This is a genomic window from Bacteroides sp. AM44-19, assembly GCF_003603395.1.
Lineage (GTDB): Bacteria > Bacteroidota > Bacteroidia > Bacteroidales > Bacteroidaceae > Bacteroides > Bacteroides uniformis.
In genome coordinates this window covers 1-23,325 of record NZ_QTNB01000025.1, presented here as the reverse complement: position 1 = coordinate 23,325, position 23,325 = coordinate 1, and the positions used below count along the sequence as shown (strand labels likewise).

At 46.8% G+C, this 23,325-nt stretch carries 20 protein-coding genes; 18 read left to right on the top strand and 2 right to left on the bottom strand.

Annotation, left to right across the window (positions count from 1 at the left end):
* The first annotated feature begins 126 nt into the window (after positions 1-126).
* The 9 genes from DW947_RS19825 to DW947_RS19785 all read left to right on the top strand — a co-directional run bounded on the left by DW947_RS19825 (position 127) and on the right by DW947_RS19785 (position 9,451).
* Complete coding sequence (locus DW947_RS19825) at positions 127-363, top strand: hypothetical protein (protein WP_034523359.1); 237 nt, start codon at positions 127-129, stop codon at positions 361-363.
* A 366-nt stretch (positions 364-729) separates the two neighbouring features.
* Positions 730-2,226, top strand: a complete 1,497-nt coding sequence (locus tag DW947_RS19820; protein WP_005835565.1) for a 2-isopropylmalate synthase — start codon at positions 730-732, stop codon at positions 2,224-2,226.
* A 42-nt stretch (positions 2,227-2,268) separates the two neighbouring features.
* Entirely contained in the window at positions 2,269-3,663 is a 1,395-nt protein-coding gene (leuC, locus tag DW947_RS19815) for a 3-isopropylmalate dehydratase large subunit (protein WP_022401593.1), read from the top strand.
* Positions 3,664-3,772: 109 nt separating this feature from the next.
* Positions 3,773-4,372: a 3-isopropylmalate dehydratase small subunit gene (gene leuD, locus DW947_RS19810; RefSeq protein ID WP_005826193.1), complete on the top strand. Its 600-nt coding sequence runs from the start codon at positions 3,773-3,775 to the stop codon at positions 4,370-4,372.
* A complete protein-coding gene (locus DW947_RS19805) occupies positions 4,362-5,903 on the top strand; it encodes an alpha-isopropylmalate synthase regulatory domain-containing protein (protein WP_005826194.1) in 1,542 nt (513 codons plus the stop codon). Before leuD ends, DW947_RS19805 begins: the two co-directional genes overlap by 11 nt.
* Before the next feature lie 12 nt (positions 5,904-5,915).
* Positions 5,916-6,173 carry a hypothetical protein gene (locus tag DW947_RS19800; RefSeq protein ID WP_005835569.1) on the top strand — a complete coding sequence of 86 codons (258 nt, stop codon included), beginning with the start codon at positions 5,916-5,918 and terminating at the stop codon, positions 6,171-6,173.
* Positions 6,163-7,224, top strand: a complete 1,062-nt coding sequence (leuB, locus tag DW947_RS19795) for a 3-isopropylmalate dehydrogenase (protein WP_005835570.1) — start codon at positions 6,163-6,165, stop codon at positions 7,222-7,224. Before DW947_RS19800 ends, leuB begins: the two co-directional genes overlap by 11 nt.
* A 409-nt stretch (positions 7,225-7,633) precedes the next feature.
* On the top strand, positions 7,634-8,584 hold the full coding sequence (gene cysK, locus DW947_RS19790; RefSeq protein WP_035449638.1) for a cysteine synthase A: 951 nt from the start codon (positions 7,634-7,636) through the stop codon (positions 8,582-8,584).
* A 15-nt stretch (positions 8,585-8,599) separates the two neighbouring features.
* Positions 8,600-9,451 carry a tetratricopeptide repeat protein gene (locus DW947_RS19785; RefSeq protein WP_005826199.1) on the top strand — a complete coding sequence of 284 codons (852 nt, stop codon included), beginning with the start codon at positions 8,600-8,602 and terminating at the stop codon, positions 9,449-9,451.
* 3 nt (positions 9,452-9,454) lie between these two features.
* On the opposite strand, the gene recQ is transcribed toward DW947_RS19785, so the two are convergent.
* Positions 9,455-11,266, bottom strand: a complete 1,812-nt coding sequence (recQ, locus tag DW947_RS19780) for a DNA helicase RecQ (protein WP_005826201.1) — start codon at positions 11,264-11,266, stop codon at positions 9,455-9,457.
* 281 nt (positions 11,267-11,547) lie between these two features.
* Here recQ and DW947_RS19775 point away from each other — a divergent pair, with 281 nt between their 5' ends.
* The 7 genes from DW947_RS19775 to DW947_RS19745 all read left to right on the top strand — a co-directional run bounded on the left by DW947_RS19775 (position 11,548) and on the right by DW947_RS19745 (position 18,971).
* Positions 11,548-12,021 (top strand): helix-turn-helix domain-containing protein, encoded by a 474-nt coding sequence (locus tag DW947_RS19775; protein WP_005826207.1) that lies wholly within the window; start codon positions 11,548-11,550, stop codon positions 12,019-12,021.
* 101 nt (positions 12,022-12,122) lie between these two features.
* Complete coding sequence (locus DW947_RS19770; protein ID WP_057256350.1) at positions 12,123-14,171, top strand: dipeptidyl-peptidase 3 family protein; 2,049 nt, start codon at positions 12,123-12,125, stop codon at positions 14,169-14,171.
* A gap of 6 nt (positions 14,172-14,177) precedes the next feature.
* Positions 14,178-14,852 (top strand): DNA alkylation repair protein, encoded by a 675-nt coding sequence (locus DW947_RS19765; RefSeq protein WP_005835579.1) that lies wholly within the window; start codon positions 14,178-14,180, stop codon positions 14,850-14,852.
* Positions 14,853-14,979: 127 nt separating this feature from the next.
* The gene (locus DW947_RS19760) at positions 14,980-15,468 is read left to right on the top strand and encodes a Fur family transcriptional regulator (RefSeq protein ID WP_005835580.1); all 489 of its coding nucleotides are present in this window, start codon (positions 14,980-14,982) and stop codon (positions 15,466-15,468) included.
* Positions 15,465-16,736, top strand: a complete 1,272-nt coding sequence (locus DW947_RS19755; protein ID WP_005826216.1) for an adenylosuccinate synthase — start codon at positions 15,465-15,467, stop codon at positions 16,734-16,736. Before DW947_RS19760 ends, DW947_RS19755 begins: the two co-directional genes overlap by 4 nt.
* Before the next feature lie 102 nt (positions 16,737-16,838).
* On the top strand, positions 16,839-18,143 hold the full coding sequence (locus tag DW947_RS19750; RefSeq protein WP_118940703.1) for an alpha-L-fucosidase: 1,305 nt from the start codon (positions 16,839-16,841) through the stop codon (positions 18,141-18,143).
* A gap of 141 nt (positions 18,144-18,284) precedes the next feature.
* Complete coding sequence (locus DW947_RS19745) at positions 18,285-18,971, top strand: zinc metallopeptidase (protein WP_057089292.1); 687 nt, start codon at positions 18,285-18,287, stop codon at positions 18,969-18,971.
* Between the two features lie 105 nt (positions 18,972-19,076).
* On the opposite strand, the gene DW947_RS19740 is transcribed toward DW947_RS19745, so the two are convergent.
* On the bottom strand, positions 19,077-20,240 hold the full coding sequence (locus DW947_RS19740; protein ID WP_229095807.1) for a TPR end-of-group domain-containing protein: 1,164 nt from the start codon (positions 20,238-20,240) through the stop codon (positions 19,077-19,079).
* Between the two features lie 132 nt (positions 20,241-20,372).
* Between DW947_RS19740 and hisS the strand changes: the two genes are divergently transcribed.
* Both hisS and DW947_RS19730 read left to right on the top strand, forming a co-directional pair.
* Positions 20,373-21,734 (top strand): histidine--tRNA ligase, encoded by a 1,362-nt coding sequence (gene hisS, locus DW947_RS19735; RefSeq protein WP_009036531.1) that lies wholly within the window; start codon positions 20,373-20,375, stop codon positions 21,732-21,734.
* A gap of 392 nt (positions 21,735-22,126) precedes the next feature.
* On the top strand, positions 22,127-23,296 hold the full coding sequence (locus tag DW947_RS19730) for a site-specific integrase (protein ID WP_005809280.1): 1,170 nt from the start codon (positions 22,127-22,129) through the stop codon (positions 23,294-23,296).
* Positions 23,297-23,325: the final 29 nt, after the last annotated feature.

Genomic DNA, 23,325 nt, shown 5'->3' with positions numbered 1-23,325 from the left:
TTTTCAGAAGAAGCCTCCGTGTCTGATAAGGATACGGAGGCTTTGTTCGTTTTTGGCGGTCTCATAAACTTTTCTTATATTTGCGCCGAACTAATTTTATATCAACGTTTAAAGCAAATTGAAAGTATGAAGACTAAAGTTTTATTGGCTGCCGTTGCGGTAGCGTTTTCTTTCGCAGTGACATCTTGTGGCAACAAAAAGGCTGCAGATTCTAATGCAACTGAGGCAGATTCTTGCTGTGCTGCAAAAACAGAACAAGTATGTGACTCTGCAAAGGCATGTTGCCAGGCTGCTGATTCAGCAGCGTGTCCTAAGGCTGCATGTGATGGTGCCAAGTGTGACAAACCTTGTGAGAAGAAGTAATTCAGAACTTGTATTGAACTGAAGAATAAGGAAAGGCGTACCTTGAGGTACGCCTTTTTTTGTGATATATTTCAGCGATAAATGAATACAAACTTATAAAATGATATTTTTTATCGGAAAAAAGTAACGAATTTGTTTGTGTGGTACGAAATAATATCTACCTTTGCAACGTCAAAACAAAAAAGAAGATGATTCAGAACTTTACATATATTCTACTGTGTGGTATTATTATTCTACTGGCAAAGTTTAGTGGAAGTGAGTGCTGTGCGTGAATATATATGTAAGATGCAATGATATATGAAGCCTTTCTCACTTCCAAGTGTGAAAGGCTTTTTTTATGGAACATAAATTAAATACAATAAAGCAATGAGTGACAAATTATTTATTTTCGACACAACGCTCCGCGATGGCGAGCAGGTTCCGGGATGCCAATTGAATACAGTGGAAAAGATTCAGGTAGCCAGACAACTGGAAGCCCTGGGGGTGGACGTGATTGAAGCCGGATTTCCGATTTCAAGTCCGGGAGATTTCAATTCGGTCATTGAGATATCAAAAGCTGTGACATGGCCCACCATCTGTGCCTTGACACGTGCCGTACAGAAAGATATTGATGTGGCGGCAGAGGCTTTGCAGTTTGCCAAGCATAAACGTATCCATACTGGTATCGGTACATCTGACTCGCACATTAAATATAAATTTAATTCCAATCGCGAGGAAATAATAGAGCGTGCAGTGGCTGCCGTAAAGTATGCACGTAAGTATGTGGATGATGTAGAGTTCTATGCCGAAGATGCAGGCCGAACGGATAATGAATATTTGGCACGGGTGGTAGAAGCTGTTATCAAGGCAGGTGCGACTGTGGTGAATATTCCCGATACAACGGGGTATTGCTTGCCTGATGAGTATGGCGCGAAGATAAGATATCTGATGGAACATGTCAACGGTATTCATAATGCCATTATTTCTACTCATTGCCACAATGACTTGGGCATGGCTACTGCCAATACAATGGCTGGCGTACTGAATGGTGCCCGCCAGGTGGAGGTAACCATCAATGGTATTGGTGAACGTGCCGGCAATACTTCTCTTGAGGAAGTGGCGATGATTATCAAATGTCACAAGGACATAGAAATCGAGACCAACATCAATACACAGAAGATTTATCCAACCAGCCGTATGGTGTCCAGTCTGATGAACATGCCGGTGCAGCCCAACAAGGCTATTGTAGGTCGCAATGCTTTTGCCCATTCGTCGGGTATCCACCAGGATGGTGTGTTGAAGAATGTACAGACTTACGAAATCATTGACCCGCATGATGTGGGTATTGATGATAATTCCATCGTATTGACAGCCCGTAGCGGACGTGCAGCCTTGAAGAATCGTTTGTCGATATTGGGAGTACAACTGGATCAGGAGAAGTTGGACAAAGTGTATGAAGAGTTCTTGAAACTTGCCGATAAGAAGAAGGATATCAACGATGATGATATTCTGGTATTGGCAGGGGCAAACCGTACGCAGAACCACCGTATCAAACTGGAATATCTTCAGGTGACCAGTGGGGTGGGGGTTCGTTCGGTTGCCAGCTTGGGATTGAACATCTCTGGCGAGAAGTTTGAAGCCGCCGCCAGTGGAAACGGTCCGGTAGACGCTGCTATCAAGGCTTTGAAGAAGATTATTGACCGCCATATGACATTGAAGGAATTCACTATCCAGGCTATCAGCAAGGGTAGCGACGATATGGGTAAGGTACATATGCAGGTGGAATACGATAATCATATTTATTATGGGTTCGGTGCCAATACGGATATTATCGCGGCATCGGTGGAAGCGTACATCGACTGTATCAATAAGTTCAAGATGTGATTTTAATCGTAAATTGTAAATAGCTAAATTGTACATAAAGAGATGAATACATTATTTGATAAAATCTGGGATGCCCATGTGGTACAGAAAGTGGAAGACGGTCCCACACAGCTTTATATTGACCGGCTTTATTGTCATGAAGTAACCAGCCCGCAAGCCTTTTCAGGATTGCGCGAACGTGGAATCAAGTGTTTCCGTCCGGAAAAGATTTTCTGTATGCCCGACCATAACACGCCGACGCATGACCAGGACAAGCCGATTGAAGACCCGGTTTCAAAGACTCAGGTAGATACACTGGCCAAGAATGCGGAAGAGTTTGGATTGGCCCATTTCGGCATGATGGACAAGAAGAACGGAATTATCCATGTAGTAGGCCCGGAACGCGGGCTGACCCTGCCTGGCATGACCATTGTCTGCGGTGACTCGCATACTTCCACCCACGGGGCGATGGGAGCAGTGGCTTTCGGTATCGGTACGAGTGAGGTGGAAATGGTAATGGCCTCGCAATGTATCCTTCAGACCCGTCCTAAGACAATGCGCATCACTGTCGACGGCAAACTTGGCAAGAGAGTGACGGCAAAAGATGTAGCATTGTATATGATGTCGAAGATGACGACCAGCGGCGCTACGGGATATTTCGTGGAATATGCCGGAGAAGCTGTGCGTGGTCTGACTATGGAAGGCCGTCTGACCTTGTGCAATCTGAGTATAGAGATGGGTGCCCGCGGCGGTATGGTTGCTCCGGATGAGACCACTTTCGAGTACATCAAAGGACGCGAATATGCTCCGAAGGGTGAGGCATGGGACAAGGCATTGGCCTATTGGAAAACATTGAAGAGTGATGAGGATGCAGTGTTCGACAAGGAAGTCCGTTTTGCTGCCGAAGATATTGAACCGATGATTACATACGGTACCAACCCGGGCATGGGTATGGGTATCACACAACATATTCCTACTACCGAAGGCATGGGAGAAGCTGCCCGGACCTCTTTCATGAAGTCTATTAGCTATATGGGTTTCCAACCGGGAGAACCTTTGCTGGGTAAGAAGGTTGACTATGTGTTTTTGGGTGCCTGCACCAATGGACGCATTGAGGATTTCCGTGCATTTGCCTCCATTGTGAAAGGCCGTCGGAAAGCCGAGAATGTAGTGGCATGGCTGGTTCCGGGCTCCTGGATGGTAGATGCACAGATTCGCGAAGAGGGACTGGACAAGATTTTGGAAGAGGCCGGTTTTGCCATTCGCCAACCGGGTTGTTCTGCTTGCCTGGCAATGAACGACGATAAGGTGCCTGCCGGAAAGTATGCAGTGTCTACCAGTAACCGTAATTTTGAAGGACGCCAAGGACCGGGTTCCCGAACACTGCTTGCCAGCCCGCTTGTAGCTGCAGCAGCGGCAGTGACTGGAGTAATTACTGACCCGAGAACGCTGATTTGATGTACGATTGGACGATTTACGATTAAAATTACTTCGTAAATCAAACATCGTTCAACAAAGGTAAATCAAGAGTATTTTCAATCGTAAATTGTAAATCGTAAATACAAAGATGAAGACAAAATTTGATATAATAACCAGTACTTGTGTGCCTCTTCCATTAGAGAATGTGGATACAGACCAGATAATCCCTGCACGTTTTCTGAAAGCTACTACCCGTGAGGAAAAGTTCTTCGGAGATAATTTATTCCGCGATTGGCGCTATCATCCGGACGGTTCTCTGAACAAGGACTTTGTTTTGAACAATCCCACTTACGGTGGACAGATTCTGGTGGCGGGAAAGAACTTCGGTTCCGGTTCCAGCCGTGAGCATGCTGCATGGGCCATTGCCGGTTACGGTTTCCGCGTGGTGGTATCGAGTTTCTTTGCCGATATACACAAGAACAATGAACTGAACAACTTTGTGCTTCCGGTGGTGGTAAGTGAGCCGTTCCTGAAAGAGTTGTTCGACTCTATCTCTGCCAATCCGAAGATGGAAGTGGAAGTGAATCTGCCCGAACAGACCATCACCAACAAAGCTACGGGCAAGATCGAACATTTTGAAATCAATGCCTACAAGAAACATTGCCTGATGAATGGCTTGGATGACATCGATTTTCTGGTTGAGAATAAAGATAAGATAGAAGCTTGGGAGAATAAAAATGAAGCATAATCATCCGAAGATAGAAATCATGGACACTACGCTCCGCGACGGTGAACAGACCAGCGGAGTCTCCTTTGTGCCCCATGAGAAGCTGATGATTGCCCGTTTGTTACTGGAGGAATTGAAGGTAGACCGGGTGGAGGTGGCTTCTGCGCGGGTATCCGAAGGAGAGTTTGATGCCGTAAAAATGATTTGTGACTGGGCGGCACGCCGTAATCTGTTGCCAAGAGTAGAAGTGCTTGGCTTTGTAGATGGCCACACGTCGGTGGACTGGATACATGCGACCGGTTGCCGTGTCATCAATCTGCTGTGCAAAGGCTCGCTGAAGCATTGCACCTACCAGTTGAAGAAGACTCCCGAAGAGCATATCGAGGATATTCTGTCCGTAGTGGATTACGCCAACGAGCAGGATATGGTAGTGAATGTCTATCTGGAAGACTGGAGCAACGGCATGAAAGATTCTCCGGAATATGTGTTCCGTCTGATGGACGCCTTGGAGCAGACCAATATCCGCCGCTATATGTTGCCTGACACGTTGGGCGTATTGAACCCGCTGCAGGTCATCGAGTTCATGCGCAAGATGGTGAAACGCTATCCGCATGCCCATTTTGACTTCCATGCCCACAATGACTATGACCTTGCCGTGAGCAATGTGCTTGCCGCCGTACTTAGCGGTTGCAAGGGACTGCATACTACCATTAACGGCCTGGGCGAACGCGCCGGCAATGCTCCGCTTGCCAGTGTGCAGGCTATCCTGAAAGACCACTTCAATGCCATTACCAACATTGACGAAAGCCGCCTGAACGACGTAAGCCGTGTGGTGGAGTCCTACTCGGGCATCGTCATTCCCGCCAATAAACCGATTGTTGGCGAGAATGTATTTACCCAAGTGGCAGGCGTCCATGCCGACGGTGACAATAAAAGTAACCTCTACTGCAACGACCTCCTGCCCGAACGCTTTGGTCGCAAGCGAGAGTATGCCCTGGGCAAGAACAGCGGTAAAGCCAATATCCGGAAGAATCTGGAGGACTTGGGGTTACAACTGGATGAAGATGCCATGCGCAAAGTGACCGAACGCATCATTGAGTTGGGCGACAAGAAAGAGCTGGTGACGCAAGAAGACCTGCCCTATATCGTTTCGGACGTACTGAAGCACGGAATGGCAGAAGAACGCGTCAGCCTTAAGAGCTATATTGTGAATCTGGCGTATGGATTGAAGCCGATGGCTACGTTGAAGATAGAAATTAACGGAAAGGAATATGAGGAAAGTTCCAGTGGAGATGGCCAGTATGATGCTTTTGTGCGCGCCTTGCGCAAGATATATAAAGTGACACTGGGTCGTAAGTTCCCGATGCTGACGAACTATGCCGTGACTATTCCTCCCGGTGGGCGTACCGATGCCTTTGTGCAGACGGTTATTACCTGGAGTTTTGAAGATACGATATTCCGTACACGCGGATTGGACGCAGACCAGACGGAAGCAGCCATCAAGGCGACGGTGAAGATGCTGAATATCATAGAAGACGAATACGAATCATAAAAAATGGATCTCATGGAGAAAAAGAAATCGTTTTTTGAGAGGCGTCCTTATGTATGCTATGCGTTGTATGCAGGCTTGCTTTTTGCTTTCAACCTCTTTCTGCGTTGGTGGAGCGGCGAGTTGGATGCGGACGAGTATCTTATGTCAGCCATCAATACCCTTATATTGACAGCTGGTTTTGTGTGGGGTGACCGGTATCGCCGCAAGAATCTTGCAAACAAAAAGAAGATAGATGAACTTTTAAATAATAAAGAAAACAATGGATTTTAAAATTGCAGTGTTGGCCGGTGACGGTATCGGCCCCGAAATCTCTACCGTAGGCGTGGATGTGATGACTGCCGTGTGTGAGAAGTTCGGACATAAAGTGAACTATGAATATGCCATCTGCGGTGCAGACGCGATAGACAAGGTGGGTGACCCGTTTCCTGAAGCCACTTATGAGGCTTGTAAAAATGCGGATGCTGTATTGTTCTCTGCCGTAGGTGACCCGAAATTCGACAATGACCCTACTGCCAAAGTGCGTCCCGAGCAGGGCTTGCTGGCTATGCGCAAGAAACTGGGACTGTTTGCCAACATCCGTCCCGTGCAGACCTTCAAATGTCTGCTCCATAAGTCTCCCCTTCGTGCGGAACTGGTGGATGGTGCCGATTTCCTTTGTATCCGCGAACTGACCGGTGGCATGTACTTCGGTGAGAAATACCAGGACAATGACAAGGCGTATGATACGAACATGTATACCCGTCCTGAGATTGAGCGTATCCTGAAAGTCGGATTTGAATATGCCATGAAACGCAGCAAACATCTTACGGTGGTGGATAAAGCCAATGTGCTTGCCTCTTCCCGTCTTTGGAGACAGATTGCCCAGGAGATGGCACCGCAGTACCCCGAGGTGACAACCGACTATATGTTTGTGGACAACGCCGCCATGAAGATGATTCAAGAGCCGAAATTCTTTGACGTAATGGTTACGGAAAATACGTTTGGTGATATTTTGACGGACGAGGGTTCCTGCATCAGTGGCTCTATGGGATTGCTGCCTTCTGCTTCTACGGGAGAGAGCACGCCGGTATTCGAACCTATCCATGGTTCCTGGCCGCAGGCGAAAGGCTTGAATATAGCCAATCCGCTGGCGCAAATTTTGTCTGTAGCCATGCTTTTCGAATACTTCGACCTGAAAGAGGAGGGGGCGTTGATTCGTAAGGCAGTTGATGCTTCACTCGATGCGAATGTACGTACACCGGAGATTCAAGTAGAAGGTGGCGATAAATACGGTACCAAGGAAGTGGGCGCGTGGATTGTAGACTATCTTAAGAAGTCTTGATAACAGTGTCTCATTACCGTTCTGTTCATCAGTAACTTCTCACTGCAAAGTTCTGCAAACCTTTTGCAGTGTCACTGCAAAGCTGTTACAGCCGCGCTGCAAAGCAGTTGCAGTACCACTGCAAACCTATTTGCAGTAACGCTGCAGCTCGTTTGCAGTACTACTGCAAAAAGCATGCACCATCTTTGCAGTGGGAAGTCGCTGATTGTCAGATATGGTTCTTCCTCCTCATCCTGCCTTCTTCAATCGTTTCATATCCTTTCATCCTCTTTATTCGTGTTAAGCTTTGATAGATGGCAGTATAATCTTTCCTTTCCCGCACGGTTTATTTCTTGGAATTTCCATATCTTTGTCAGCATATCCATGTTACATAAGTGTGTACGGGAAGAATGTATTAGACAGTGAGATTATGGCGAAAATTGCAAAGAACCTGACGGAGTTGATTGGGCATACTCCTTTGATGGAATTGGCTGAATACAGTCGTAAATACGGATTGAAAAGAAATATTGTGGCTAAGCTGGAATCTTTTAATCCGGCGGGAAGCGTGAAGGACCGTGTGGCATTTGCCATGATTGAGGATGCCGAGGCACGTGGGGCTTTGAAACCCGGAGCCACGATTATTGAACCTACCAGTGGCAATACCGGCGTGGGACTGGCGATGGTGGCAACCATCAAGGGATATCATTTGATATTGACCATGCCGGAGACCATGAGTGTGGAACGCCGTAATCTGTTGAAAGCCTTGGGTGCGGAGATTGTACTGACCGACGGACTGGCAGGTATGGCCGGCTCCATTGCCAAAGCGAAAGAATTGCGGGATGCGATACCTGGTGCGGTTATTCTGCAGCAGTTTGAGAATCCCTCCAATGCCAAGGCTCATGAACATACTACGGGGGAAGAAATCTGGACGGACACGGATGGTAAAGTGACTGTTTTTGTTGCCGGTGTGGGCACGGGCGGTACGGTCTGTGGAGTGGCGCGTGCCTTGAAGAAACATAATCCGGATGTCTATGTTGTGGCTGTAGAACCGGCCTCCTCTCCGGTTCTGGAAGGAGGGGAAGATGCACCGCACCGCATCCAGGGGATTGGGGCCAATTTTATTCCTTCCATTTATGATGCTTCTGTAGTAGACGAGATTATTCCGGTGCCCGATGACGAGGCCATTCGTGGAGGACGAGAGCTGGCTTCTACGGAAGGCTTGCTGGCTGGCATCTCATCCGGTGCGGCGGTATATGCGGCACGGTTGCTGGCCGAACGCCCTGAATTTGCGGATAAAATGATTGTTGCCCTACTGCCCGATACGGGGGAACGCTATTTGTCAACAGAACTGTTCGCTTTCGATACCTATCCTTTGGAATAAATACTGAACTATTATATGAAGAAACTTATTTTTTCTTTCTTCTTGTGTGGAGCCACGATGTTCCCTGCCTTTTCACAAACCTATCAGGAACTGAGCGAACGTGCGGTTGCAGCCACGGAGCAAGACAGCTTGTCATTGGCCGAAAAATACATTGAACAAGCTTTGAAAATGGAGCCCGCCAATCCTCATAACGCTTTGCTGTTCTCCAACTTGGGTACGATACAACGTCGGCAGCACCGGTATGAGCAGGCCCTTGACTCGTATACTCTGGCATTGAACATTGCTCCGCGTGCCATACCTGCCCTGATGAATCGTGCCGCTCTTTACCTTGAGTTGGGGAAGGATGATTTGGCCCGGATAGACTATTCTTTGGTGCTGGATATAGAAAGCGATAATCAGGAAGCCTTGCTGATGCGTGCCTATATCTATATGCGGCAGCGCAACTATAATTTTGCAAAGTCTGATTATGAACGTCTGCTGAAACTTGCCCCCCAGAGTTACAATGGCCGTCTGGGGTTGGCTACACTGGAGCAGAAGGAGGGCAAATATGAAGCGGCGCTTTCGATATTGAATGCCATGATTGCAGAAAAAGGAGGAGAAGCTACCCGGCTGACTACCCAGCAATATGCCGTACTTTACGTAGCACGTGCGGGTGTAGAGCAGGATATGAAACATGTGGACCTGGCCATGATGGACTTGGAAGAAGCCATCAAGCTGGATGCTTCGCAGACAGAAGCCTACTTGATACGGGGGCAAATTTACCTTTCTCAAAAGAAAAAGGAGTTGGCAAAACGTGACTTCGAAAAGGCCATTTCACTTGGCGTGCCGCAAGGTGACCTCAGGGATTTACTGTTACAGTGTAAATAATATTCAACTGTATTTCCGTATCAGTTCCACAAACTCTTTTCCGTATTTCTTCTTTTTATATTCACCGATACCGCTGATATTACCAAATTCTTCTATGGTAGTGGGGCGGGAGGCGCTGAGTAGGTGGAGCACTTTGTCGGACAGTACGATATAGGCAGGAAGTGCTTCCTGGTCGGCAAGGCGTTTGCGGAGAGTGCGGAGAGCCTCGAAAAGTTCCCCACTTTCTGTATTGGGCAATCCCAATGGCAATTCTTTGGTTGGAACTGTAGCCTTGCGTTTACGGCCTCTTGTAGCTTGTACAGCTTCCTCGCGGCGGATGGTGACAAGCAGGGCGCGTGCTCTGCCAAACAAGACATCTGTTCCGCTTTGAGTGATTTTCAGGTGGTTGTTTTCATTGTAGGCTATTTCGAAATAACCGAGCTGTAACATTTGCAGCAGGTAGTCATGCCAATCTCTGGGGGGGACTTCGCGCCCGGCTCCAAAGGTCTTGAGTCGATGGTATCCTCTTTCTGTAACTTCAGAACTCATGTTTCCTCGGAGGATGTCCACTAAAATACCGGTTCCTATCTGTTGCTCGGAACGCGCGATTGCACTAAGTGCCTTTTGTACGATTATTGTACCATCGAAACGTTCGGGGGGATTTTTGCATACATCACAGTTTCCACAGTCGCAGGTCGTATTTTCACCGAAATAACTTAACAGAATGCGACGGCGGCAGATATCTGCTTCCGCATATTGCTGCATACGTTGCAGCTTTTCCAGGTTGATGCTTTGTTGCCCGCTGTCTGTTGCGAATTTAGTGAGCAGAATGAGGTCGGCCAGTGAATAGAACAAAAGGGTGTCACTGGGCATTCCGTCTCGTCCGGCACGTCCTATTTCCTGATAGAAACTTTCAATGCTTTTGGGCAAATTGTAATGAATTACCCAGCGCACATTGCTTTTGTCAATTCCCATTCCAAAGGCAATGGTGGCGCATACCACTTGCACGCGGTCATTGATGAAGTCGTCTTGTGCTTCATCTCTTCGTGCCGGCGACAGTCCTGCATGATAGACCGCCGACTTTATCCCTTGTTTTTGAAGCATTTGTGCCACTGTTTCAGCCTTGCTGCGGCTCATGCAATAAATGATGCCGCTCTCTCCCGGATGGCGGGCGATGAAGTCGAGGATGGCTTTGCTTTTTTCCTTCTGCTGGTAACCTCTTTTTACGGTGAGACTCAGGTTGGGACGGTCGAAAGATGAAATGAAAATTCTCGGTTGGTTGAGGTGTAGCTGTTTAATAATATCTTCACGGGTTATTTTATCGGCTGTGGCAGTAAGTGCAATGATGGGAACCTGGGGAAACAGTTGGTGAAGGATGCCCATCTGTGTATATTCCGGACGGAAATCGTGTCCCCATTGTGAGATGCAGTGAGCTTCATCAATGGCGAAAAGGGAAATATGCATATCCCTTAACAGATAGTTGGCTTCCACCAATAATTTTTCAGGAGAAATATATAGCAGTTTCAGCTTGCCTTCCATGCATGCACGTCGTAGGGAAGCATTCTCTGTTTCATCATTATTGCTGTTCAGTGCACCGGCCGCGATACCGTTTGCACAGAGCGTTTCCACTTGGTCCTTCATCAAGGAAATGAGCGGAGAAACCACTACCGCCGTGCCTTCACTCAATAGGGCGGGAAGTTGGTAGCAGATGGACTTTCCACCTCCCGTAGGCATCAGTACCAATGCGTCTTTACGGTCCATCAGATGGCGTATGATGTCTTCTTGTAAGGGGCGGAAACTGTCGTAACCGAAATATGTCTTGAGCGTTTGTAGCATAATCTGGCAGTATGGATTTCTTCCGGCAAAGGTACACTAATTATTGCATATACTACAAATGGAAAGTCATCAAGATTTTGTATCATATGAGTTTCTGCAAAAGGTTAAAGTTTCTTATTAATGGCTGAATTGACCTACTTTTCAACCTTTTTCGTTGTTTATTTATCAAAAATATATACGGGAAAAGTTGTGTATTAAAAAAAAATGTCTGACTTTTGTAAAGTCTAAGGGGCTAACCCTTTGGCTTTTCCGATTTTAAACAACCCTAACCAGTTAATTCAATGAGTGATTTAGAAAACAATGCCCAGGAAAAAGGAACGAAGAAACGTCCTTACAACCTGCGCGAAAAGAAAGAAAAGGATGCTGCCTACCGTTCTTTGATAAGGCCGGAATTGGCAGATGAGTTGTATGACAAGATATTGAATATCGTTGTTGTACAAAAGAAGTACAGAGATGCTGATTATTCCGCTAAGGATTTGGCGAAAGAATTGCAGACCAATACTCGCTATTTGTCTGCAGTGGTGAATTCACGCTTCGGCATGAACTATTCTTGCCTGCTGAATGAATATAGAGTAAAAGAAGCGCAGCATTTGTTGACAGACAAAAGATATGCTGACAAGAATGTAGAGGAGATCAGTACGATGGTCGGCTTTGCAAACCGTCAGTCTTTTTATGCTGCTTTCTATAAAAATGTAGGTGAGACTCCTAATGGATATCGTAAAAGACACGCAGAAAAAGAAGCTAAGAAGAAATAATTCTGTATGACTGAATGAATAAAAAGGAAATATTCCGGAACAGTTGTTTCGGGATACTTCCTTTTCTTCTTTTTTAATACCAATCTATATACTCCCGACACATGAAGAAACAACTAATTTCTATGGTGACTGCCCTTTCTCTATTGACGGCTTGTGGCGGAAATCCGAAAACAACTGCTGAGGCAGAAAAAATTGACTATACAGTGGAACAATTTGCAGATTTACAGATTTTACGTTACCGCGTACCAGGTTTTGAGGATTTGTCCCTCAAACAAAAAGAATTGGTTTATTATTTGACGGAAGCGGCTTTGCAGGGCAGAGACATTCTTTTCGACCAGAATGGCAAGTATAACCTGACGATTCGCCGGATGCTGGAAGCTGTCTATACCGGCTATAAGGGAGATAAGAATACTCCTGATTTCAAGGCTATGGAAGTGTACCTCAAGCGGGTATGGTTCTCTAACGGCATTCATCATCACTATGGTAGCGAAAAGTTCGTTCCGGGATTTACTCCCGAATTCTTCAGGCAGGCTGTACAGAGTGTGGATGCAGCTACATTGCCGCTTGCCGAAGGACAGACTGTGGAACAACTGTGCGAGGAAGTGTTCCCCGTTATTTTCGACCCCACGGTGATGCCCAAACGGGTGAACCAAGCTGCCGGTGAAGATTTGGTTTTGACTTCCGCATGCAATTATTACGATGGCGTGACGCAGCAGGAGGCCGAAGATTTCTATAATGCCTTGAAGAATCCGCAGGATGAAACTCCCGTTTCCTATGGTTTGAATAGCCGTTTGGTGAAAGAGGATGGCAAGATTCAGGAGAAAGTATGGAAAGTGGGGGGCTTGTATGGACAGGCACTTGAAAAGATTGTCTACTGGCTGAAGAAGGCAGAAGGAGTTGCCGAGACTCCCGAGCAGAAGGCGGTGATAGCCAAACTGATGGAATTCTATGAAACCGGCGATTTGAAGACATTCGATGAATATGCCATTTTGTGGGTGAAGGATTTGAACTCACGCATTGACTTTGTGAACGGTTTTACCGAAAGTTATGGTGACCCGCTCGGCATGAAGGCAAGCTGGGAATCTCTGGTGAATTTTAAAGATTTGGAAGCTACCCAGCGTACAGAGTTGATAAGCGGCAATGCACAGTGGTTTGAGGACCATTCGCCGGTAGACGGACAATTCAAGAAGGAGAAAGTGAAAGGGGTGTCTGCCAAGGTAATCACGGCGGCTATTCTGGCCGGTGACTTGTATCCTGCAACTGCTATCGGCATCAACCTGCCCAATGCCAACTGGATACGTAGCCATCATGGTTCGAAATCCGTTACAATCGGTAACATTACAGATGCTTATAATAAGGCAGCTCATGGCAACGGGTTCAATGAGGAGTTTGTGTACAGTGATGCAGAGCTTCAACTGATTGATAAGTACGCAGATGTGACAGATGAACTGCATACTGACCTGCATGAATGTTTGGGACATGGTTCCGGTAAATTGCTCCCGGGTGTGGCCCCGGATGCGTTGAAGGCATATGGTTCTACTATCGAAGAAGCGCGCGCCGACTTGTTCGGACTCTACTACGTGGCCGACCCGAAGCTGGTGGAACTGGGGCTTACTCCAAGTGCGGATGCTTATAAGGCTCAATACTACACCTATCTGATGAATGGTTTGATGACACAGCTTGTACGTATCGAGCCGGGTAACAATGTAGAAGAAGCCCATATGCGCAACCGTCAGCTCATAGCCCGCTGGGTGTACGAGAAAGGTGCGGCGGAGAAGGTTGTGGAATTGGTAAAGAAGGATGGGAAGACGTACGTCGTGATAAACGATTATGAGAAAGTGCGTGACTTGTTTGGCCGGTTGCTTGCCGAGATACAGCGTATCAAGTCCACCGGTGACTATGCCGGTGCCCATGATTTGGTGGAAGCCTATGCCGTGAAAGTCGATCCCGCTTTGCATGCCGAAGTGCTGGAACGCTACAAGAAGCTGAATCTTGCGCCGTATAAGGGGTTCGTCAATCCCAAGTATGAAGTGGTGACGGATGCCGACGGTACTATAACAGATGTGACAGTGACTTATGATGAAGGTTATGCGGAACAGATGTTGCGTTATAGCAAAGACTATTCTACATTGCCTTCTGTCAATAAATGATGAACTATGATAGATACTAAAGAGCAGCTGCATCAGCGGCTGAAAGATATAAAGACACAGCTCCGTCTCTCAATGAACGGGGCTGTGTCCCAAAGTATGCGTGAGAAAGGGCTGGTATATAAGCTGAACTTTGGCGTGGAGTTGCCCCGTATCAAGGGTATTGCTGCCGGTTACGAGAAGGACCACTCTCTGGCTCAAGCTTTGTGGAAAGAAGATATCAGAGAGTGCAAAATATTGGCGGGACTTTTACAGCCGGTAGAGAGTTTCCTGCCCGAGATAGCCGATATCTGGGTGGAAGATATCCGTAATATCGAGATTGCAGAACTTACCTGCATGAATTTATTCCAACATCTTCCTTATGCGCCTGCCAAGTCCTTCCATTGGATTGCAAGCGAGGACGAATACACGCAGGTTTGCGGCTTCCTCACCATAGCCCGTCTATTGATGAAGAAAGGGGATATGAACGAACGGGTTGAAAATGAGTTCCTCGACCAGGCAATAACGGCTTTTTTGTCGGGCTCCTATCATGTACGCAATGCAGCCATGACTGCTATCCGCCGCTTTATGCAGCAAAATGAGGAAAATTCTTTTCAAGTTTGCCGCAGAGTGGAGGGTATGGACAATTCTTCTTCTGATGTAGAACAATTACTATACAATCTTGTAAAAGAGGAGGTTTGTTAGATTAGTTCTATGGTTATAGAGACTGATGCGGTAAGGGAATATTTCCCTTATCGCAATTTTTATCTCTTTCTCGTTTGCTTTCCACAAAAAAGGATTAACTTTGTTGGCTGTAAAACTGCGCCGTCAAATGGAAAGTCAGAATGTGAAAGATACAGTTAGGCAGATATTCACTGAATATCTGAATGCGAACGGGCATCGGAAGACTCCCGAACGTTATGCTATACTTGACACCATTTACTCCATAGACGGTCATTTTGATATCGACACGCTCTATTCACTGATGGCCGACCAGGAGAACTTCCGCGTCAGCCGTGCAACGCTTTACAATACCATCATTTTGCTTATAAATGCTCGTCTGGTCATCAAGCATCAGTTCGGCAACTCTTCCCAATACGAAAAATCTTATAATCGCGATACGCACCATCACCAGATATGCACCCAGTGCGGAAAGGTGACCGAGTTTCAGAACGAGGAGTTGCAACATGCCATTGAGAATACCAAACTGAGCCGTTTTAATCTTACGCACTATTCCTTATATATGTATGGGTTGTGCAGCAAGTGTGACCGGGCCAATAAACGGAAGAAAAAGAATAATAACCATAAAAAAGAAAAATGAAAGTAGACGTATTATTAGGATTACAATGGGGCGACGAAGGCAAAGGCAAAGTCGTTGATGTGTTAACTCCGAGATACGATGTCGTAGCTCGTTTCCAGGGCGGACCGAATGCCGGACATACACTCGAGTTTGAAGGGCAGAAGTATGTGCTCCGTTCCATTCCGTCTGGAATATTCCAGGGAGACAAGGTGAATATCATCGGTAACGGAGTGGTGCTTGACCCGGCTCTCTTCAAAGCGGAAGCCGAATCATTGGAAGCGTCCGGCCATAACTTGAAGGAACGCTTGCACATTTCCAAGAAAGCACACCTCATTCTGCCGACTCACCGCATACTGGATGCTGCATACGAAGCAGCCAAAGGCGATGCAAAGGTAGGAACGACCGGAAAAGGCATCGGACCGACTTACACGGATAAAATCAGCCGTAACGGTGTGCGTGTAGGCGACATTCTGCATGACTTTGACAAGAAGTATGCAGCGGCCAAGGCCCGTCATGAGCAAATCTTGAAAGGCTTGAACTATGAGTATGACATTACCGAAATGGAGAAGGCATGGTTCGAAGGTATCGAATACTTGAAACAATTCCAGTTGGTGGATAGCGAACACGAGATGAACAATCTGCTGGCTGCCGGCAAGTCTGTATTGTGCGAAGGTGCGCAGGGGACAATGTTGGACATTGATTTCGGTTCTTATCCGTTTGTAACGTCTTCCAATACGGTTTGTGCAGGTGCTTGTACCGGTCTGGGTATTGCTCCCAACAAGATTGGTGAGGTATATGGGATTTTCAAAGCCTATTGTACGCGCGTAGGTGCCGGTCCGTTCCCGACGGAATTATTCGACAAGACCGGTGACCAGATTTGCACGCTGGGTCATGAGTTCGGTTCTGTGACAGGACGTAAGCGCCGTTGTGGCTGGATTGACCTGGTGGCATTGAAATATGCCATTATGGTAGACGGGGTTACCAAACTGATTATGATGAAGAGCGATGTGCTCGATTCTTTTGAAACCATTAAGGCTTGTGTAGCTTACAAGATGGATGAGGAAGAGATTGATTACTTCCCGTTCGATATCAATGAGACTGTTGAACCGGTTTATGTAGAGCTACCCGGTTGGCAGACGGATATGACCAAGATGCAGAGTGAAGATGAGTTCCCGGAAGAATTCAATGCATATTTGTCATTCCTGGAAGAACAGCTTGGTGTGCCCATCAAGATTGTTTCTCTGGGACCGGACCGTGAGCAGACCATCGAACGGTATACAGAGGAATAATAAAACAAACAGATAACCTTAGACACGGATTACACGGATTTCGCGGCTTCATCTGAAGAACCGTGGGTGTCCGGATAATCCGTGCCTTTTTTATTTATTGCCATGAAAACACGTCTTTTGTCTTTTTTACTGTTGTTTCTTCTTGTGTGCTCCGCACAGTCGCAGACTTACCAGCCGACGGAGGAGAACCTGAAATCCCGTCAGGAGTTTCGGGACAATCGCTTCGGTATCTTCCTGCATTGGGGGATATACAGTATGCTGGCTACCGGAGAATGGACCATGACGAACAAGAACCTTAATTATAAGGAGTATGCCAAACTGGCGGGAGGTTTCTATCCTGCCAAATTCGATGCTGCCAGATGGGTGTCAGCCATTAAGGCGTCCGGGGCAAAGTATATCTGCTTTACATCCCGGCATCACGATGGCTTTTCTATGTTCCACACACGCTTTTCCGATTACAATATTGTGGATGCTACCCCTTTTAAGCGGGATATTCTGAAAGAATTGGCGGACGAGTGCCACAAGCAAGGTATTCGTCTGCATCTCTACTATTCGCACATCGACTGGTATCGCGAAGATGCTCCGTGGGGACGCACCGGACGTGGAACGGGACGACCGAATCCGAAGGGCGACTGGAACAGCTACTATAAATTCATGAACAACCAGCTGACCGAGCTGCTCACCAATTATGGAAAAATAGGTGCCATTTGGTTTGATGGCTGGTGGGACCAGGACCAGAATCCGGATTTTGACTGGCAACTGCCCGGGCAATATGCCATGATACACCGCCTGCAACCGGCTTGCTTGGTTGGGAACAACCATCATCAAGCACCGTTTGCCGGCGAGGACATCCAGATATTCGAGCGCGACCTGCCGGGAGAGAACCGTGCCGGTCTTTCCGGGCAGGATATCAGCGCCTTGCCCCTTGAAACCTGCGAGACGATGAATGGAATGTGGGGATATAAGATTACGGACCAGGATTATAAATCCACCAAAACGCTGATACATTACCTGGTGAAGGCTGCGGGTAAAGATGCCAATCTGCTGATGAATATCGGTCCTCAGCCGGACGGTGAGCTGCCTGCTGTTGCATTGGAGCGTCTGGCAGAAGTAGGGGAATGGATGAAGGTATACGGTGAAACCATCTACGGAACCCGTGGCGGCTGCATTGCTCCGCATCCTTGGGGAGTCACTACACAAAGAGAAAATAAATTATACGTGCATATTCTCGAATTGCAGGATAAGGCTCTCTTCCTGCCGTTGGAAGGCAAGAAAGTGAGGAAGGCAGTGGGGTATGCCGACCATCTTCCAGTGAAGTTCCGTAAGTGTGAAGGAGGGGTGATGCTCTACTTGCCGGAGGTTCCGACGGATATTGATAAAGTGATAGAGGTGGATATTGAAAAATAAATTATAAATCAGAAATCTTTAATTCTTCCTAAAAGATAAAGGAAACGCTGGCATTGCTCACCGTTTCCTTTTATTTTTGGCAGACTATTTGTTATACAATAAGAAACGACTGATTTATTCACAATTTAAAGAAAGAAAATTATGGGAACAGGAATGATATGGATTATTTTTATCGGTATTGCCGCCGTTAGCTGGCTGGTACAGATGAATCTTCAGAACAAATTCAAGAAGTACTCTAAAATCCCTACTGGCAACGGAATGACGGGAGCGGACGTGGCTTTGAAGATGCTGCACGACAATGGCATCTACGATGTGACTGTGACGCATACTCCCGGACATCTGACCGACCATTATAATCCTGCCAATAAGACAGTAAACTTGAGTGAGAGTGTTTATAGCAGTAACAGCATCATGGCTGCTGCCGTTGCAGCCCACGAATGTGGTCACGCCGTGCAGCATGCACGCGCATATGCTCCGTTGACAATGCGCAGCAAACTGGTGCCGGTAGTCTCTTTTGCCTCACAGTGGATGACGTGGTTGCTGCTGGCAGGTATCTTGATGCTGAACTCCTTTCCGCAACTGTTGCTGGCGGGCATTATACTGTTTGCATTGACAACTTTATTCAGCTTCATCACCTTGCCGGTGGAAATCAATGCAAGTAAGCGTGCGCTGGTATGGCTTAGCAATTCCGGCATTACGAATTCATATAATCATGCGCAAGCGGAAGATGCACTCCGCTCGGCTGCCTATACGTATGTAGTGGCTGCTCTCGGTTCGCTTGCTACCCTGATTTATTATATCATGATATTCCTGGGACGCAGAGATTAAACACATGATGCAGACATAAAAAACAGACCATCTGTTCACCCGAAACAGATGGTCTGTTTACATTAAATAGATGATGTGTCTCTGCCGGATGCATCATCTGTTTTTTTATTCCTGATAGGGCGACTGCCAGAACCAGGCATCGTCATTGACCACGTACTTGGCTTGGAAGAAGTTTTCTGCATTAGGGTCTGAGGGGCAAAGCAGTACATCGTCTGCTTTTATGCTATAGAGATTCTTGGCCATATAGCTGTCTAAATAATATTCTTTGGTAATCTTCTGCTGGTTATTCCAGTTGGCTTCTTCATTTAGGATTACCGGACGACCGTCTCGCAGACGTTCGCGCACTTCTTGCACGCTTAGCATGATGCCGTTTTCATCCATCACCCAGGCATTGTTGGTGGGGTCTACCCATATCCATTTATCCAAGGTATTGGAATAAACTACGTCAATGGAATGGCATTCGCCAATGTATTTTTGGGGTAATCCGCTGATGTGGCGTGCCTTAAATCCCATGGACAGATAACAATCCTTCAGTACATGGGCAAGACCTCCGCAATGCAGACCTCGCGCACCGCCTTTGCAAGCTTCTGCCCATTTTATGATGTTGCTGCCTGCCGGACTTTCATGGTTTCCGTCATGTTTTATGGTATTGTGTATATAAGTCAGTATGTTCTTTATTTTTGATAATTCGTTGCCTGCGCCTGCCACACTGTCCAACTTGAAGTATTGGCGTACCTCTACTAAATACTTGTTGTTGGGATTGATGTATTCGAAGCGCGGGAGTGTATCAGGGCGCTCATTGTGGGTGTATCCCGGTGCTTTTTGAAGAATGTCGAGGTAGTCACCCACTTTCTTCACTTTGGCAAGCACTGCCTTGAAGCGTTTATCGCTGCGCAGGTTGTCTAAGTCGGTATCATTCATCATGTGGTTGTAATCTTGAAATCCATTGTCGTAGGCCAGTTCTAAATTTTTGATGGCTTCACCTTTTTTCTTTAACAAGGATTGGAAGCAGGCTAAATTGTAGTAATAGGACTGTATGAGCCAGCTGTACTTTTTCTGAGTGTTCTCGTCTTGTTCTTTGAACAGAGTTATCAAAGCCTTACCGTTCTTTTCGGCTTCTTTATAGTTTTTCTCATTGACGGCTTGTTGCAGCTTTTGTGCGATGGCTTCTTCTTTTTGGTCGAAGTCTTTAGCGTTGTCGGATTGTGCCCGGCTAACACCGATGCCGCATAGCAACAACATGCAGAATAAAATCAGTCTCTCTTTCATAGATGTGTAAGTTTGAAGTTTGTTTTGGTCGTTTTTATGCGACGGTAATGATACAAAGGTAAACATTCTCTTTTCTTAATCAATAAAATACTGTAACTTTGTCGTCCGATTTTTAAAATAATTGAACTGATTATGGCAGCAAAACCAAGTATTCCGAAAGGAACCCGTGACTTCTCGCCCGTAGAAATGGCGAAGCGTAACTATATATTCAATACGATTCGTGAGGTGTATCATCTCTATGGTTTTCAGCAGATAGAAACGCCCTCGATGGAAATGCTTTCTACCTTGATGGGGAAGTATGGTGAGGAAGGCGACAAGCTTTTGTTCAAGATACAGAACTCCGGTGATTACTTTTCCGGACTGACAGATGAAGAACTGTTGAGCCGTAATGCTCCGAGACTTGCCTGCAAGTTTTGCGAGAAAGGTTTGCGCTATGACCTCACAGTACCTTTTGCCCGCTACGTGGTGATGCACCGCGATGAAATAACTTTTCCTTTCAAACGTTATCAGATACAGCCCGTGTGGCGCGCCGACCGTCCGCAAAAAGGACGCTATCGTGAGTTCTATCAGTGCGATGCCGATGTGGTAGGCAGTGATTCCTTGCTGAATGAGGTGGAGCTGATGCAAATTGTCGATACGGTATTTACCCGCTTCGGCATCCGTGTTTGTATCAAGATTAACAACCGTAAGGTATTGAGTGGCATTGCCGAAATCATCGGTGAGTCTGACAAGATTGTTGATATTACTGTGGCCATTGATAAGTTGGATAAGATAGGTCTGGACAATGTCAATGCCGAGTTGAAAGAGAAAGGCATCAGTGACGAGGCTATCGCCAAACTGCAACCTATCATTTTGTTGAGCGGAAGTAATGAAGAGAAACTTGCAACTCTGAAGGAAGTTCTTGCTGCCAGCGAGACCGGACTGAAGGGCGTGGAGGAAAGTGAATTTATCCTTTCCACCTTAAAGAACCTTGGCTTGAAGAACGAAATCGAGCTGGATTTGACATTGGCCCGTGGCTTGAATTACTATACCGGTGCCATCTTCGAAGTAAAGGCGCTGGATGTGCAAATCGGTAGTATTACTGGTGGAGGACGCTATGACAACTTGACGGGTGTATTCGGTATGTCCGGTGTCAGTGGTGTCGGTATCTCGTTCGGTGCAGACCGTATCTTTGATGTGCTGAACCAGCTTGACCTTTATCCGAAAGAAGCGGTGAACGGTACTCAGTTACTGTTTATCAACTTTGGTGAGAAAGAGGCCGCATTCTCAATGAATGTATTGACTGAAGTGCGTGCGGCAGGCATCCGTGCCGAGATTTTCCCCGATGCAAGCAAGATGAAGAAACAGATGGGGTATGCGAACTCCAAAGCCATCCCGTTTGTGGCCCTGGTGGGTGAGAATGAAATGAATGAAGGTAAGGTGACATTGAAAAACATGGAGACCGGAGAGCAGAAAATGGTCACTCCCCAAGAGCTGGTTAGCGAACTGAAATAATAAAAACTGAAATACATTTAAAAAGGAGCACAAAATTGCTCCTTTTTTTGTATATTTATGGCACAAAGATACTACAAAAAAGTGGAATACAGAAGAATGAAGTAATAGAATTGATTTACAGAGGTTTCATTTAAGCAGCCGATTATCTCCAACGCCACCACAATCCTTGCCGAAGCCAAGTCAAGACGTCGCAACGTTACTTGTTCGTAACCACACCATATAGGTGACGAAATTGGCACGAATGGCAAAACAAGGCGTTGTGATATAGTGAGTTACTAACAACTCACGCGACAAATCCAGTTACGGAAAAAGATTGCGTCGTTCCTCCGTGTTTTGCGTACCGACGAAGGATTCTTCACCGACTAATTTTGAACCTAAAAAAATTAAGGACGATGAAGAGTACATTTTCAGTTATCTACTACCTCAAACGTCAGGTAGTGAAAAAGGACGGGACAGTACCCGTCATGGGACGTATCACGGTGGACGGCAGCCAAACACAGTTCAGCTGCAAACTGACCGTCGATCCTAAGCTGTGGGACACCAAAGGAGGACGTGTCACGGGCAGAAGCACGGCTGCACTCGAAACGAACCGTATGCTCGACAAGATGCGCGTACGCATCAACAAGCACTATCAGGAAATCATGGAGCGTGACAACTTCGTCACTGCGGAAAAGGTGAAAAACGCCTTTCTTGGACTGGAACACCGCTACCACACGCTATTGCAGGTGTTCCGGCAACACAACGAGGACTATGCCAAGCAGGTGGAGGCAGGCATGAAAGCCAAAGGCACGTTTGACAAATACAAGATCGTTTACAAGCACCTGCAAGAGTTCCTCACCATCCGCTACCACGTGAAGGACATCGCCCTGAAAGAGCTTACCCCCGCTTTCATTTCCGATTTTGAAATGTTCCTGCGCACGGACAAACACTGCTGCACCAACACCGTGTGGCTGTATGTCTGCCCGCTTCGGACGATGGTGTTCATCGCCATCAACAATGAGTGGCTCACGCGCGACCCGTTCCGCGAGTATGAAATCAAGAAGGAGGAAACGACCCGCAGCTTTCTGACGAAAGATGAAATCCGCCTGCTGATGGAAGGTAAGCTGAAGAATGCGAAGCAAGAACTGTATCGTGATTTATACCTGTTCTGCGCCTTCACGGGCTTGTCGTTCGCCGATATGCGCAACCTGACGGAAGAGAATATCCGCACCTACTTTGACGAACACGAGTGGATAAACATCAACCGCCAGAAGACGGGTGTGGTGTCCAACATCCGTATGCTCGACATAGCGAAGCGCATCATCGACAAATACCGTGGGCTGTGTGGGGACGGCAGGATATTCCCCGTACCCCACTATAACACGTGCCTTGCCGGAATCCGTGCCGTCGCCAAGCGTTGCGGTATCACCAAGCATATTACATGGCATCAAAGCCGCCACACGGCCGCCACGACGGTGTTCCTCTCCAACGGCGTACCCATCGAAACGGTCAGTTCCATGCTGGGACACAAAAGCATAAAGACAACGCAGATATACGCGAGTGCGCCCAGAATGGTCGCTTAATAAATACTTCTTTAGCAAGAAGTTAGGAT